The organism is Kitasatospora sp. NPDC058444, assembly GCF_042721415.1.
Lineage (GTDB): Bacteria > Actinomycetota > Actinomycetes > Streptomycetales > Streptomycetaceae > Kitasatospora.
In genome coordinates this window covers 1-14,529 of the sequence record NZ_JBHXLL010000046.1, presented here as the reverse complement: position 1 = coordinate 14,529, position 14,529 = coordinate 1, and the positions used below count along the sequence as shown (strand labels likewise).

The window sequence follows — 14,529 nt, the reverse complement described above, 5'->3', positions numbered from 1 at the left end:
CACACACGGTAGTTGAGTACCCCGTGGAAGACATCCCCGACGCCTCGGACCGGAACGAGGGGGCCGCCGCGCCCCCCTTGCTCGTCGAAGCCGTCGGCTACGCCGAGACCCGCCACTGGGAGGTGGCCCCGGGCGCCTGGCTGATCGACGACGGCGGCGGCGACGTCCGCTGCTCCTGCGACGACCGCCGCTGCACGCTGCCGGGTGCCCACCCGCTGGACCCGGACTGGGCGCGGACGGCCAGCGCCGGTCCCGGCGCGGTGCGGAGCTGGTGGACGGACCGGCCGCGGGCGTCGATCCTGCTGCCCACCGGGCGCTCCTTCGACGTGCTGGACGTCCCCGAGACGGCCGGCTGCCTGGCACTCGCCCGGATGGAGCGGATGGACCTCCAGCTCGGCCCGGTGGTGGTCCAGCCCGCCGCGCCGGGGCGGATCGGGCGACGGCTGCACTTCCTGGTGCTGCCCGGGGCCGCGGCCAGGCTCCCCGAGATGCTCCGCCGGCTCGGCCGGCCGCCGGGCCGGCTGGACCTGGTCGCCCGGGGCGAGGGGGACTGGACGGTCGCCCCGCCGTCCCGGATCGGCTCCCTCGGGTACGCCCAGTGGGCCCGCTCCCCCTCGGCGCTCAACCGCTGGCTGCCGGACGCCGCCGAAGTGATCGGCCCGCTCGCGTACGCCTGCGCCCGCGAGACGCCCTCGACCCGCTCCGCCCGGACCTCCCGGCCGGCGCCGGTGGGCTGAGCCCCGCCCCCGCGCCCGGCCCCCGCGTCCGGCCCCTGGAACGGCCGCCCTCTGCCGATCGGGTGAGGGTGCGCACCGCGCGACACAACGCGCGCGAGTGACGGGCCTTGTCTCCCACCGGAGACGGGGCCCGTCATACGCATTTCCGGATAAGGCTTCCGTGTACCCGCTGGTCAACCGGCAAAGCCCCTCGTACGAGTGACAGCACTCAAGGATTGCCATGATCGGCCGAGGGGAGGAATTGCGATGTGTGGGGACGCCGGCAGGGGCGCTCGGACGGGGAAGCCGGGCGGCGGCGACGGAGGGAAACGGGAGGGAGCAGGAGGGGACGGAGGGGATGGAGGGGACGGGGAGGACGAAGGGGCCCGCTGGGGAGCAGCGGGCCCCTTCGCCGTACGGGCCCCTTTGCCCTACGGGCCCCTTCGCCGTACCGGATCCGGTACGGGCCGGCTCAGGCCTGGGCGACGAAGACGTGCTGGGCGATGTCCTTGCCCAGCTCCGCCGCGTTGTCCCCGGTGCCGACCAGCACGCCGCCGACGCCGGCGCTCACCTTGACCGTGGAGCCCGGCCGGACCCCGGCCCGGCGCAGGGTGCTCATCAGCGCGCTGTCCGTCTGGATCGGCTCACCGATCCGGCGGACCACCACGTCGGCCCCGGCCTCGCCCGGCTTGACGGTGTCCAGCGGGACGAGCCCGGCGTCGAAGCCCTCGCCCTCGGCCTTGGTGTCGCCCAGCTCGTCCAAGCCCGGGATCGGGTTGCCGTACGGCGACTGGGTGGGGTGGCCGAGCATGGCGAGCACCTTGCGCTCGACCGTCTCGCTCATCACGTGCTCCCAGCGGCAGGCCTCCTCGTGCACCTGCTCCCACTCCAGGCCGATCACGTCGACGAGCAGGCACTCGGCGATGCGGTGCTTGCGCATGACGCGCACCGCGAGCCGGCGGCCCTCCTCGGTCAGTTCGAGGTGGCGGTCCCCGGCGACCTGGAGCAGCCCGTCGCGCTCCATCCGGCCGACCGTCTGGCTGACCGTGGGGCCGCTCTGTTCCAGTCGCTCCGCGATCCGGGCGCGCATCGGGACGATGCCCTCCTCCTCCAGCTCCAGGATGGTGCGAAGGTACATCTCAGTGGTGTCGATCAGCCCAGACATCGCCGCTGGCTCCGTTCTTCGGTGTCCTCACCGCCAATTCTGACGTACCGGACCGACAACCGGGCCCGCCCCGGGGCTCCGGAGACCCGTTTTGTTCCTGTTGACAACGATGCCGCCGGGGCGCGACCGTGCTCGCCGAAGCTTTCTCCACCGGCGGTCTGGACCACCCGGACCACCCCACCCGGCCGGATCCCCCACCCGGCAGAGAGCGAAGGCAGCAGATGAACGACCTGGTCGGCCGGTACTTCGACGCCGCGATCTCCCACCTCCAGCGGGTCCGCGAGGAGGAGGCCGACGCCATCGAGGCCGCCGCCGCGCTGCTGGCGGAGGCGATGACCGAGGGCCGCCGGGTCTTCACCTTCGGTGCCGGGCACTCCGCGCTGCCGGCCCAGGACGTGGTCTACCGGGCCGGCGGGCTGGTCCCGATGAACCTGCTGAACGTGCCCGGGATGGCCGGGGTGACGGTGATGCCGGCGCCGCTGTCCAGCGCCCTGGAGCGGGTCTCCGGCCTGGCCACCGCCACCCTGGACCTCACCCCGGCGACCACCGGGGACCTGCTGTTCGTGATCTCGCTCTCCGGCCGCCAGGTGATGCCGGTCGAGCTGGCCCGGTACGCCCGGGAACGCGGCCTCAAGGTGATCGGCGTGACCTCGCTGGCGTACCCGGAGCAGGTGCCCTCCGCGCACCCGACCGGCACCTACCTGAAGGACCACTGCGACGTGGTGCTGGACAGCAAGATCGCGGTCGGTGACGGCGAGCTGACCCACCCGGGCGCCGAGACCACCTTCGGCCCGGTCTCCACCATCGTGACCAGCGCGCTGATGCAGGCCGTGGTCGCCTCCGCGGTCGGCCGGCTGGCCGACCGGGCGGCCGCCGGGGAGTGTCCGGCGCCACCGCTGTTCCGCTCCGGCAACGTCCCCGGCGGCACCGAGTGGAACGCCGAGCAGATGGCCGAGAACGCCGAGCGGGTCTTCTACACCTACTGAGACCCGTCGCGACCTACTGAGCCCCGTCGCGCCGCGTCCGCCCTCCGCGCCGCGCCCACCTGCCGAGCAGCGCCCGCCGGACCTGCGGATCCCGCCACCCCGCACGCACCGGTCCGCGCTCCGCCGGCCCCCACCGGCCCGCCGCCCGCGCACACCCGCCGCCGGGTGCGCGCCCCCGCCACCTCCCGCACGCTGGGTGCCGGGCCGAACACGGGGAGTACCGGACAATCCACCGGGGCTTCCCGGCCACATCCGGCCGCCCCGGCCGTCACCAGGCGTACCGGCGAGTCCCCCGGGGCAGGAGAGCGGTGCGACCGGAGCGACTGGTGGGGGCCGAACATGGCGTCTGTTGCGGGACGGACCGGATGGGTGCGTGAGCGGGACCTGCTGCCGGAGTTCTTCTGGGCCGCCGACGCGGCCTCGCTGCGCGGGCAGCGCCGCTCGGTGCTGCTCTCCGCCTGGGAGCTGGTCCTGCTGGTGGTGGCCGCGGCGACCGGCTCGGCCGACGGCGAGCCCTGGGCGTGGCCCGCGGCGGCCGCCTACCTCGGCGCGATCGCGCTGGCGGTGGTGATCAGCCGGCAGAACCCCCAGGGCCTCTGGTACGAGGGGCGGGCGGCCGCCGAGTCGGTGAAGACGCTGGCCTGGAAGTACGCCGTCCGGGCCGACGCCTACCAGCCCCCGCCGCGCGCCCTGCCGGACGCCGAGGGCCTCTACCGCTTCCAGCTCGCCCGGGTGCTCGGCGCGTTCCGGGACAGCCCGGTGGCCGTTCCGGACGCCGGGGTGGAGGTCACCCCGGCGATGCGCGACCTGCGCGAGCAGCCGCTGGCGGTGCGCCGCGAGGTGTACCTGGCCGAGCGGATCCAGCTCCAGCACGACTGGTACCGCGCCAAGGCCCGCTACTGCGCCCGCGCCGGGTACTGGGCCGGGGTGCTGGGCGTGCTGCTGCCCGCGCTCGGCCTGGTGCTCGCCCTGCTGCGGGCGCTCGGCGCGTTCACCTACGACGCGCTGGGCACGGTCTCGGCGGTGGCCGCCTCGGTCGCCGCCTGGGCGCAGCTGCGCCAGTACCGGCCGCTGGCCGCCGCGTACGCCCTGGCCGCCGAGGAGCTGGCGCAGATCCAGCGCCAACTCGCCCAGCTGGACCTGGAGTCGATGGAGGCCGAGGAGATCTGGGCCCGTCTGGCCCGGGACGCCGAGGACGCGATCTCCCGCGAGCACACCACCTGGCAGGCCCGCCGGGAGGTGCGCACCACCACCGACCGGGAGCACGCAACCGACCCGGAGCACTGAGGAGGCCGCAGGTGTCGTTACGGATGGTCAAAACGGCGGACGACCGCGCGCTCGCCGTCGAGTCCCTCGGCGACCCGCGCGGCCGTCCCGTGTTCCTGCTGCACGGCATGCCGGGCAGCAGGGTCGGCCCGCACCCGCGCAGCACCGTGCTGTACCGGCTGGGCGTCCGGCTGATCTCGTACGACCGGCCGGGCTACGGCGACTCGACCCGGCTGTTCGGCCGCCGGGTGAGCGCGGCGGCCGCGGACGTACGGACCATCGCGGACGAGTTCGGGCTGGAGCGCTTCGCGGTGCTCGGCCGCTCCGGCGGCGGCCCGCACGCGCTGGCCTGCGCGGCGCTGCTGCCGGAGCGGGTCAGCCGGGCGGCGGTGCTGGTCGGCCTCGCGCCGCGCAACGCGGCCGGCCTGGACTGGTACGCGGGGATGACGCCGTCCAACGTCCGCGCCTACAAGGAGGCCGAGCGCGGGCACGGCCGGATCGCCGACGCGATGGAGTTCCGCTCCCGGCAGATCAAGGACGACCCGGTCCGGCTGCTGAACGGGCTGCGCACCGAACTCTCCGCCGCCGACCGGGAGGTGGTGGCCGACAGCGGACTGCGGCGGATGCTCCAGAGCAACTACCGGGAGGCTTTCCGGCACGGCGCCGACGGCTGGATCGACGACGTGCTGGCCTTCACCGCCGACTGGGGGTTCGAGGTCGGGTCGGTCCGGGTGCCGACCTGGCTCTGGCACGGCGCGGACGACCAGTTCTCGCCGGTCGACCACTCCCGCTGGCTGGCCGACCACATCCCGGACGCCGAGCTGTTCCTGGAGCCCGGCGCCGCGCACTTCGGGGCGTTCCGGGTGATGACCACGGCACTGGCCTGGGCCGCCGGGTGGGGCGGCCCGGGCTCAGACCTCCACCGGCGTCAGGGGCGCTGAACCGCCGAGCACCGCCAGCACGTTGTCCACCGCCAGGCCGCCCATCGCCTGCCGGGTGCGGACGGTGGCGCTGCCCAGGTGCGGGGCGAGCACCGCGCGCTCCTGGGCGAGCAGCGCGGACGGGACGGCCGGCTCGTGCTCGAAGTTGTCCACGGCGGCGGCGAACAGCGCGCCGGACTCCAGCGCGGCGGCCAGCGCCTCCTCGTCCACCACGCCCGCGGTCATGCTGACCACCACCGCGCCGCGCGGCAGCAGGGCGAGCCGGCGGGCGTCCAGCAGGTGCCGGGTCCCCTCGGTGAACGGGCAGGTGACGACCAGCACGGTGGAGGTGGCGAGCAGGTCCTCCAGCGGCTTCCAGTCGGCGCCCTCGGCCTGCTCGGCCGGCAGTTCGCGGCGGTTGTGGTAGCTGACCGGCATGTCGAAGGCGCGGGCCCGGCGGGCCACCGCCCGGCCGATCCGGCCCATGCCGAGCACGCCCAGCGGGGTGCCGGTCAGCTCCAGGCCGAGCAGGAAGTTCGGCGCCCAGGTCCAGGACGCTCCGGAGCGCAGCAGCCGCTCGCCCTCGCCGAGCCGGCGGGTGGCGGCCAGCAGCAGGGCCCAGGCCATGTCGGCGGTGGCGGTGGTGAGCACGCCCGGGGTGTTGGTCACCAGGACGCCGCGTTCGGCGCAGGCGGCGACGTCCACGTTGTGGTAGCCGACGGCGTGGTTGGCGACGACGGCCAGCCGCGGGCCGGCCGCGTCGAGGAACTCGGCGTCCACCCGGTCGTCCAGGGTGGTGATCACGGCCCGCCTGCCGCGGACGGCGGCCAGCAGGTCGGCCCGGTCCATCGCCAGGTCGGAGTCGTGGCAGGTGACGGCGTGGTGCTCGGTGAGCCGTTCGAGGACACCGGGGGCGAGGCGCCGGGTGACCAGGACCGGGGGCGGGGTGCTCATGCGCCCGCCTCGCTTCGCTCGGCAGGGGCATTCGCCCACGCGCACCTCTTGATGATTCGCTCGCTGCGCTCGCTCATGGTCTGGGAGCGTACCCCCGGTCCGGCGACGCACCCCCGGTCCGGGGACGCGCCCCGCCCCCTTCCCGGTCAGACCGGCTGCGGCTCCAGGTCGCGGTTGATCCGCTTCCAGCCCCGCGCGGAGACCGTGTTTGGGTGCTCCTCACCGAACTGCCGGATCAGTTCCGAGATCGCCCGCGCCCGCAGCTCCGCCGCCTGGGTGTGCCGCCCGTCGGCCCGCAGGGTGATCGCCAGGTTGGCCTCGCAGGCCACCGCGTCCGGGTGCTGGGCGCTGTAGCGGTCGCACAGCCCCTGGTACGCGGCCCGGCCGAGCCGCTCGGCGCGGTCAAGCTGCCCGTCGTCGCCGTAGGCGTTGGCCAGGTTGATCATCGCGTTGAGGGTGTACGGGTGCTCCGACCCGACCGAGCGGGCCAGCCCCTCGACGGTGAGCCGGCCGCGCTCGATGGCCCCCGGGACGTCGCCGCTGCCCCGCAGGTAGATGCCGAGGTTGTTGGCGCAGGCCAGGGTGAACGGGTGCTCGTCGCCGAACAGCCGCCGGTGGCCCTCGAAGACGGTGGAGCAGAGGTCGCGGGCGGCCTCCTTGTCACCGGAGGCGCTGTGGTCGGCGGCCAGGTTGAGCGCGCAGGCGAGCGCGTCGGGGGCGTCGGCGCCGTAGCGCTCCAGGTAGCGCTCGTAGGTCTCCTTGGTGATCCGGCGGGCCTCGGCGAGCTGGCCGATCCGGCGCAGCGAGACGGCCAGCGACTTGGCGTTGCGCAGGTTCTCCGGCAGGTCCGGGTCGAGCACGTCGCCGAGGTCGGAGGTGACCTCCTGGAGCAGGTCCACCGAGCCGCGGTAGTCGCCGAGTTCGCGCAGGTCGCGGGCCAGGTTGGACTTGGTGGACAGGGTGTAGGGGTGCTTGGGGCCGAGGACGGCGGTGCGCCGGTCGAGGGTCTCCTGGTCGAGTTCGCGGGCCGCCTCGCTGTCGCCGACCAGCCGGTAGTCGATCGCCAGGTTGTTCGCCATGGAGAGCGTGCGCGGGTTGTCGTCGCCGAACAACTCGCGGAACTGGTCGAGGATTTCGCGATCGAGGTCGAGTGCGGCCTGGAACCGGCCGAGCGCCCGGCGGTCGGCGCCGAGCGAGCCGGCCGTCATCAGGGTGTACGGGTGGTGCTCGCCGAGCAGGCCCCGCTGGCGCTCCAGGGTGTCCTCGTCCAGGGCCAGCGCCTCGCCGTAATTGCCCTGGGAGCGCAGCACGTTGGCGAGCTGGAAGCGCAGCAGCAGGGTCTGCCGGTCGTTCTCGCCGAGCTTGCCGGTCCACTCCACGTCCAGGGCGTGGCCGAGGTCGCGGGCGCGGTCGAGTTCGCCGCGCTTCCACAGGTAGCGGACGCGGTCGATGAGCAGCTGGCGGGTGTCCGCCTCGTCGCAGTTGTGGGCCTTGGACGGCGACAGGTGCGGCCAGATCTCGTCGAAGGCGGGCCAGTTGGCCGGGTCGTCGGTGTCGCCGAGGACGGGCCGGGCGCCGGTGAGGATGCGGTGCACCTCGTGGACGGCGATCTCCTGCTCCTCGGCGGTCATGCCGGCCCGGATCACCGCCTGGACGAGCCGGTGCACCTGGAAGCTGTTGCTGCCGGCGTCGACCTTGGCCAGGGCGTACCGGCCGATCGCCTGGATCACCTTGCCCAGCATGAACTTGTCGCTGAGGTCGGCGTCGAACTTCACCAGCGCCCGGATCATCTGGTCGCTGTAGAAGAGGTTCATCGAGATCGGCTCGGGCGCGAAGAACGCGCACAGCTGGAGCAGCCGGACGGCCGCCGGGGACTGCTGGCGCAGCCGTCCGATCGACACGTTCCAGGTCGCGGCGACCGGCGTCGGGTAGTCGGCCGGGCGGCCGACGGCCAGCGCGCGGGCGGCCTCGGCGTGCAGTTGGGAGACGTAGGTCTCCACCGGGGTGCCGGTGGTGTCCAGCCAGGCGGCGGCCACCTCGACGGCCAGCGGCAGGTCTCCGACCGCCTCGGCGACCCGGTCGGCGTCCGGGCGGGAGAGGCTGCGGGCGCGCCGGCACAGGTGCTCGACGCTCTCGCCGCGGGTGAAGACGTCGACCTCCAGCGCCTCGGCGTGCCCGGTCCAGGCCTGGTTGCGGGAGGTGACCAGGATGTGGCCGGAGCCGCCGGGGAAGAACCGCCGGATCTCGGCGGGCTCGTCGGCGTTGTCGAAGATCAGCAGCCAGCGCGAGGTGGGCACGCCGCGGCGCAGCGCCTCCCGGGCGGCCTCGGCGGCCTCGGTCACCGAGTCGCCGACCCGCAGGCCCAGCCGGCGGGCGAGTTCGGCGAGCGCCGGGGCGACCAGCTCGGTCTGCTCGGCGTCGATCCACCAGACCAGGTCGTAGTCGGACATGAAGCGGTGGGCGTACTCCAGCGCCACCTGGGTCTTGCCGACGCCGCCGAGCCCGTACAGGGTCTGCGGGGTGGGCAGCACGGCCGCCATGCCGCCGCGCAGCTGGTTGCGCAGCTGCTCCAGGACGGCGGCGCGGCCGGTGAAGGAGGGGTTGCGCGGCGGGACGTCCCACACCGAGGGCTTGCTGCCGGGGAAGCGCGGCCCGTCGGCGGGCGCGTCGTCGAGCGCGGCGTCGCCGCGGCCGAGCGCGCGCAGCAGGCTCTGGATCGACTGGGTCTCGTCGCGGCCGACCAGGTCGACCGGGTTGCGGTTGCTGAACGGCGCGGTGAGCCGCACGTCGCCGACCCGGACGGGCAGCAGCTGGCGCCGGGTGCCGGAGGGGTCGGAGCTGACCACCGACTCCCACAGCGCCCGCGCCTGCGGGGAGCGCTGGTAGGCGGGCGAGAGCACGGCGACCGTCCGGAACGCGGAGTCGATGCCCCGCTCGGTCTCCTCGCGCGGGTCGGTGCCGGCGCTGAGGTCGCGCGGCAGCACCCGGAATCCGGCCCTGGTCAGGACGGACTCGATCCAGTCCGCCCACATCCGGTCCTCGGGGACGTAGGAGAGGTAGAGGTCGGCGGGCACGGACGGGCGGCGGCGGGTGAACGCGTCCACGTAGCGCAGCCGGACCGTCTCGTCCACCGGCGGCAGGCCGGCCACCCGCCCCTCGGTGATCATCGAGGTGAGCCGCTCACAGGCGGCCAGCATCGAGGTGGGCGTGCCGGTCTGGTCGCCGAAGGTCGCGAGGATCTCCTCGTAGGCGTAGAACGGCCGGTACGGGATCTCCACCGAGCCCCAGTACTGGGCGAGTTCCTCGCCGTCGAAGCCGCTCGGCAGCCCGTCGAAGCGGACCCGGGCGAGGGCGCGGCCGGCGTCGGCCTTCTCCTTCTCGCCCTCGTCGATGCGCATCGGGACGGGCAGGATGCGGATTCCGCGCTCGCGGTAGCGGTCGTGGATGTGCTGGGCGATCCGCGAGGCGCCGTCGATGGACTGGTCGCTGAGGGTGAAGCAGACCACCAGGTCGTCGGGCATCTGGACGGTGCAGATCTCGGCGATGTCGGACAGGCCGGTGCGGGAGTCGATCAGCACGTAGTCGTAGCGCTTGGCCATGTCGGCCTTGAGGGCGTCGAAGAACTGCCCGCCGTCGAAGCGGTCGTAGAAGATGTCCCAGTCGAGGTGGGTGACGGCCTCGGAGTAGTCGCGGTTGAACTGGCCCGCGGAGAGGAAGTCCAGGCTGCCGCCGGCCGGGAAGTGCGGCCAGGTGAGCGAGAGCGCGTGCGGGTGCACCCGGGCGAAGTCCAGGTGCCAGCCCTCGGCGTGCTCGACCGGGCGCAGCGCCTCCTCGCGGTACTCGGCGATCAGGTCCATCATCCCGGTGGTGCCGGCCAGCGAGGCGGGGTCGAGGAACGGGTGGAAGAACTTGGCGAGGCCGGGCGCCTCCAGGTCCCAGTCCACGGTGAGGACGCGGAAGCCGTTGGCGGCCAGGATCCAGGCGGTGTTGGCGAGCGCCATGGTGCGGCCGGTGCCGCCCTTGTACGAGTAGAAGGTGATGATCCGGCCGTTGCGGTCCTGTTCCGCCGCCCGCCGCTCGGCGGCCTCCCGCTGGGCGGCCAGCTCGGCGGAGGTGAGCCCGCCGAGACGGAGGTTCCTGGTGCGGTTCTCAGTCATCGCGGTCCTCGTCCTCCCAAGGGCGCCATCCCGTCATCGGGTTCATCGCCGTCGTCGCGGTACGGGTCGTGCTCGCGGTGCGGGTCGTGTGCGCGGTGCGGGTCGCGCTCGCGGTGCGCGTCGGGCTCGCGGTGCGGGCCGGGCTCGCGGTGCGGGCCGGGCTCGCGGTGCGCGTCGTCGCCGCCCTGATCGTCCTCGAATCCGTCCGGTCCGTACCCGCCCGCGCCGCGCCGGAACGCCTCCCGCAGGCTCGGCCGGGGCGGCGGCGGTTCCTCCGGTTCGGCCCGGGTGCGGCCCTCGAACGCGTACTTGGCCTTCATCGCCGCCCGGGGCAGCGCGTCGTCGAAGTCCTCCAGGGTGTGCAGCCCGGTCGGTCCGGCCGCGCCGAGGAAGCTCGGCCGGCTGGCCCGCCGGGTGATGCGCAGCGTCTCGTCGCTCAGGTCGCCCAGTTCCTCGGCCCGGTCGGCGCACTCCGGGTCGTCGCCGTTGAACGGCTCCAGGATGCTCACCCAGGTGGAGTCCGAGCGGTCGAAGCGCCGGACCAGCTCGCGCCGGCGCGGGTCGCGCAGCGCCCAGCGGTCGAGCAGCAGCAGGCCGGGCGCCTCGGCGTTGCCGCCGATGATCGACTCGACCTCCTCGTCGAACTCGTGCACGGTCGGCTGGAACCCCAACTGCCGGGCGAGGCGCGCCGCGTGCTGGGCGATCGGCGAGCCGACCGGCCGGTACGGGTGCCAGTCGGTGCGCCGCTCACCGTAGTAGTCGGGGCTTCGGTCGGCGGGCAACTCGTTCTGGTGGTAGGCGAGTACGGAGATCCGCAGCTGCTTGGTCGGGGCGGTGACGTTGAACGCGCTCGGGAGGCCGTTGAACCCCAGCCGCCGCCCGACCGGGATCACCGTCTCCTCGGCGACCTGCACGATCCGGGCCGCCAGCCGGTGCACCGCCAGCTCGTAGGCGGCGCGGAAGTAGCTGAGCTTCATCAGCGCGTACAGGCCCTCGGTGGCGTACTCGGGCCCGAAACTGGCGTGGTTGAACTGGAGTTCACTGGCCACGTTCGGCAGCCGGTAGCGGCTCATCGGCGCCCACAGCACCGGGACGATGCCGCTGGTGCGCTCCGAGTCGAGGTTCGCCGGATAGACCGGCCGGCGGGTGAAGGCGTGCCATTCCTGGCCGCACGGAACGCTGTTGAAGTACCTCGGCGAGTAGAGGGGTACGAATACCCGGCACGACGCCAACTCGTCGGACAGCCGATCGGCCCACAACTCGCCCTGGTGCATGGACTCGTCCATGAAGCCGACCGCGGCCCCGTCCGGGACGGTGGTGAGCTGGAGCACCGCCTCGCAGAGGTCCCGGTACAACTGCCTGACCCAGTGGTTCGGATCGCTCGCGCCCCGCGCACCGGCCTTGGGGGTGTGCGCGTAGGAGAGGAAGAAGTACGGCCGGGCGTCGTCGTCGTCCCAGCCCCGGTCAGTCACACGCGCCTCCCCCGGGCCCGTCGGCAAACCTGCCTCCCGCAGCCCCCGTGCGGCGGGGCTTCAGTGTAGGAACGACTGACACCCCAATGGAATAGCACAACGTCTCGCACGAATTGACATGACCGAAACGATGCCGCCACCCGTGCACAGGGACCAGTACCCTCGTTCCGGCCGCCACGCACCACCAGGAGGGCATCCGTGGAACACCTCGACTGGCAGAGGTCCAGCACCAGCGTCGACAAGGACGAGTGGATCGAGATCGCCTCCGAGGGCGATCACGTCTACATCCGGCAGTCCAACGACCCCACCCTGATCGTCACCACCACGCGCATCAAGTTCAACGCCTGGGTGCGCGGCGCCAAGGCGGGCGAGTTCGACCACTTCGTCGCCTGAGCGGGCCGTACCGGGCAGCACCGGACCGTGCCGGGTCGCACCCGGGCCGCACCCGGGGCGCACCGGGTCGTACCCGGGCCGCACCCCGTCCGACGTGCGCCGGAGGTGGCGCGGGAGGCCGGCTGAGCCGACTTCCCGCGCCACCGGGCCCCGGCGCGTCCGCTACCCGCTCACCGCACTCGCCCCGGCGAGCCAGCCGTCGAGCGGGACCTCGCAGGAGTTGAGGATGCCCGCGACCATCCCGTACGTCCCGACCAGGGCCAGGAGCTCCAGCAGCTGCGGCGCACGGTAGCGGTCGGCCAGCGCCCGCCAGGTGTCCGGGGCGAGCGCGTGCCCGTCGTGCAGTTCGTCGACGGCCCGCAGCAGGGTGCGGTCCGCCTCCGGCCAGTCCGGGTGCTCCGGGCCGTCCTGGACGCGGGCGATCTCGGGCCCGGTCAGCCCGGCCGCGACGGCCAGGCGGGCGTGGTGCTCCCACTCGTACGCCGAGCCGGTGCGGTGCGCCGTGCGGAGAATGGCCAGTTCGCGCTCACGGAACGGCAGCAGGCCCTGGTTGAGCTGGGCGAGCAGGGGCGCGAGGGCGACCAGCAGGTCCGGGTGGTGGCCGATGGTGGCCAGGACGTTGAGCACCGGGCGGCCCGCCAGCGGCCCGGCGCCGTCGGTGAACAGGGCGGCCGCGGGGCCCTCCAGGCGTCCGGCGAGGGCGGCGACCTCGGCGGCCGGCCGCGGCGCCAGGCGAGGGGCCCGCTGCGGGTCCTGTCGGGGGGCCTGTCGGGGGGCCTGCCGGGGGGCCTTCTGCCGGCCGTCGGTGAACTCGTCCAGCCCGGCCAGCAGTTCCTCCTCACCGGGGGTCCCGTCGCCGTTCAGTTCGCGGTACACGGCGCCGACGTTCAGGAGCAGCCGCTCCCGGTCGTCCCAGTCCTCGAAGCCGTCCAGGTCCATCTCCCGCGCGGCCCGCAGCACCGGGACGCCCGCCCGGTGGGCACGGCCCGCGTGGTCGCGGACCCGCTCCAGGTAGCCGCGGAAGGTGCGGACCTCGGGTTTGCCCACGACCGGGCCGTGCCCGGGCACGATCGTCTCGACGTCCAGGCCGAGGATCAGGTCGCAGGCGGCGATCCAGCGTTCCACCGGGCCGCTGTGGATCACCGGGTGGCCGCCGACGAACAGGATGTCCCCGGCGAACAGCACCCCCGCGTCGGGCACGTGGACCAGGACGTCACCCCGGGTGTGGGCGGGGCCGACCTCGATCAGCCGGGCGGTGCGGCGGCCGACGGCGACCTCCAGTTCGCCGGAGAAGGTCCGGTTCGGGAGCGTGGGCGCGATGCCGGTGAAGTCGAAGGCCCTCCGCATGTCCTGGACGACGCGCGGGAGCGGAAGGTCGCCCGGCGCGGCCAGGAGTTCGTGGAGGTGGTCGCCGCTCATGTCGGCCGCGGCGGCCTCGGAGGCGATCACCGTGGCGTGCGGGAGCAGTTGGTTGCCCCACCAGTGGTCGCCGTCGCTGTGGCTGTTGACCAGGGTGCCGATCGTGACGGCGGGCAGGGTTCGCTCGATCGCGGTCAGCAGGTCCCGGGTCTGCGGGACGGTGAACAGGGTGTCGACGAGCAGGGCCTCGAGGCCGGAGACGATCAGCCCGGCGTTGCTGAGGCCCCAGGAGCCGTTCGGTTGCAGGTAGGCGTGGGTGTCCGGGGCGATCTCGTGCAGGCCGAGGGTGTACGGGACGGCCATGGCTGGGCCTCCTCGCTAGGTGGACTGGAGTCTCAACATGTACTCCAGTCCATATTTGGATTCAAGTACACTTTTGAGGTGACCTCTCCGACGAACCGACGCGACCAGCGCCGCACCGCGACCCGGGAGCGACTGCTCACCGCAGCCCTGGAACTGTTCGCGACGCAGGGGTACGCGGCCACCACCTACGACCACATCGCCGAACGCGCCGACGTGGGACGCCAGACGGCGTTCAACCACTTCCGGCGCAAGGAGGACTTCGTCACCGCCTGGGTCCGGCAGCGGCACGAAGCCCTGGACCGGCAGGAGGAGGGGAGCGCGTCCGCCATCGAGGCGCTCGCCGGCGCACTTCGCACCCTCGCGGACCTCAACGAGCGGGAGTACCCGCTGGCGAAGGAGCTCCACGACAGCGGAGTGCTCCACACCGCCTTCGCCCTCGGCGCCGCAACGCCGCCGGCGTTCACCACGGCTGCCCTGCGGGGGCACGAACAGGGCGAGTTCCGGCCGGAGTTGGCCCCGGAAGCCGTCGCCGACCTGGTGTTCGACACCTACATCACAGCCCTGGGCCGCTGGCTGGCCGCCGACGCGGGCCACTCACTCGCCGAGGCCCTGCTGGCCAGGCTCGACATCCTCGCCGCCGGCTTCACGGCAACTCATTGAGCAGGCGCGGGGGGCGCCCCCCCCCCCGGGGGGCGCCGCCCCGCCGGCGGGAGCAAAAAAAAAAAAACACCCACACCACAAACCAAACACGACAAACAAGGGGGGGTAGAAGAAGGAG

The 14,529-nt window shown here is 73.6% G+C and carries 11 protein-coding genes; 6 read left to right on the top strand and 5 right to left on the bottom strand.

Annotated elements, in window-relative coordinates:
• Nucleotides 1-23 precede the first annotated feature (23 nt).
• Nucleotides 24-737 carry a bifunctional DNA primase/polymerase gene (locus ACFWP2_RS32840; RefSeq protein ID WP_380458307.1) on the top strand — a complete coding sequence of 238 codons (714 nt, stop codon included), beginning with the start codon at nucleotides 24-26 and terminating at the stop codon, nucleotides 735-737.
• A 451-nt stretch (nucleotides 738-1,188) separates the two neighbouring features.
• On the opposite strand, the gene ACFWP2_RS32835 is transcribed toward ACFWP2_RS32840, so the two are convergent.
• A complete protein-coding gene (locus ACFWP2_RS32835) occupies nucleotides 1,189-1,881 on the bottom strand; it encodes a metal-dependent transcriptional regulator (RefSeq protein ID WP_049649967.1) in 693 nt (230 codons plus the stop codon).
• A gap of 221 nt (nucleotides 1,882-2,102) precedes the next feature.
• On the opposite strand from ACFWP2_RS32835, the gene ACFWP2_RS32830 reads away from it, so the two are divergent.
• From ACFWP2_RS32830 to ACFWP2_RS32820, 3 genes are all read left to right on the top strand, one after another.
• On the top strand, nucleotides 2,103-2,867 hold the full coding sequence (locus tag ACFWP2_RS32830) for a sugar isomerase domain-containing protein (RefSeq protein WP_380458305.1): 765 nt from the start codon (nucleotides 2,103-2,105) through the stop codon (nucleotides 2,865-2,867).
• 369 nt (nucleotides 2,868-3,236) lie between these two features.
• Nucleotides 3,237-4,154, top strand: a complete 918-nt coding sequence (locus ACFWP2_RS32825) for a DUF4231 domain-containing protein (RefSeq protein ID WP_380458303.1) — start codon at nucleotides 3,237-3,239, stop codon at nucleotides 4,152-4,154.
• Between the two features lie 23 nt (nucleotides 4,155-4,177).
• Nucleotides 4,178-5,074: an alpha/beta fold hydrolase gene (locus ACFWP2_RS32820; protein WP_380458301.1), complete on the top strand. Its 897-nt coding sequence runs from the start codon at nucleotides 4,178-4,180 to the stop codon at nucleotides 5,072-5,074.
• On the opposite strand, the gene ACFWP2_RS32815 is transcribed toward ACFWP2_RS32820, so the two are convergent.
• The 3 genes from ACFWP2_RS32815 to ACFWP2_RS32805 form a co-directional block, all read right to left on the bottom strand.
• Nucleotides 5,045-6,007 carry a 2-hydroxyacid dehydrogenase gene (locus ACFWP2_RS32815; RefSeq protein ID WP_380458299.1) on the bottom strand — a complete coding sequence of 321 codons (963 nt, stop codon included), beginning with the start codon at nucleotides 6,005-6,007 and terminating at the stop codon, nucleotides 5,045-5,047. The two genes, ACFWP2_RS32820 and ACFWP2_RS32815, sit on opposite strands and share 30 nt — an antisense overlap.
• 146 nt (nucleotides 6,008-6,153) lie before the next feature.
• The gene (fxsT, locus tag ACFWP2_RS32810; protein ID WP_380458297.1) at nucleotides 6,154-10,164 is read right to left on the bottom strand and encodes an FxSxx-COOH system tetratricopeptide repeat protein; all 4,011 of its coding nucleotides are present in this window, start codon (nucleotides 10,162-10,164) and stop codon (nucleotides 6,154-6,156) included.
• Complete coding sequence (locus ACFWP2_RS32805; RefSeq protein WP_380458295.1) at nucleotides 10,161-11,636, bottom strand: TIR-like protein FxsC; 1,476 nt, start codon at nucleotides 11,634-11,636, stop codon at nucleotides 10,161-10,163. Before ACFWP2_RS32805 ends, fxsT begins: the two co-directional genes overlap by 4 nt.
• 198 nt (nucleotides 11,637-11,834) lie before the next feature.
• Here ACFWP2_RS32805 and ACFWP2_RS32800 point away from each other — a divergent pair, with 198 nt between their 5' ends.
• Complete coding sequence (locus tag ACFWP2_RS32800) at nucleotides 11,835-12,029, top strand: DUF397 domain-containing protein (RefSeq protein WP_380458293.1); 195 nt, start codon at nucleotides 11,835-11,837, stop codon at nucleotides 12,027-12,029.
• A 162-nt stretch (nucleotides 12,030-12,191) separates the two neighbouring features.
• On the opposite strand, the gene ACFWP2_RS32795 is transcribed toward ACFWP2_RS32800, so the two are convergent.
• Nucleotides 12,192-13,751, bottom strand: coding sequence for an MBL fold metallo-hydrolase (locus ACFWP2_RS32795; protein ID WP_380458291.1), 1,560 nt, complete (start codon nucleotides 13,749-13,751; stop codon nucleotides 12,192-12,194).
• Nucleotides 13,752-13,829: 78 nt separating this feature from the next.
• Between ACFWP2_RS32795 and ACFWP2_RS32790 the strand changes: the two genes are divergently transcribed.
• On the top strand, nucleotides 13,830-14,411 hold the full coding sequence (locus ACFWP2_RS32790; protein ID WP_380458289.1) for a TetR/AcrR family transcriptional regulator: 582 nt from the start codon (nucleotides 13,830-13,832) through the stop codon (nucleotides 14,409-14,411).
• Nucleotides 14,412-14,529 lie beyond the last annotated feature (118 nt).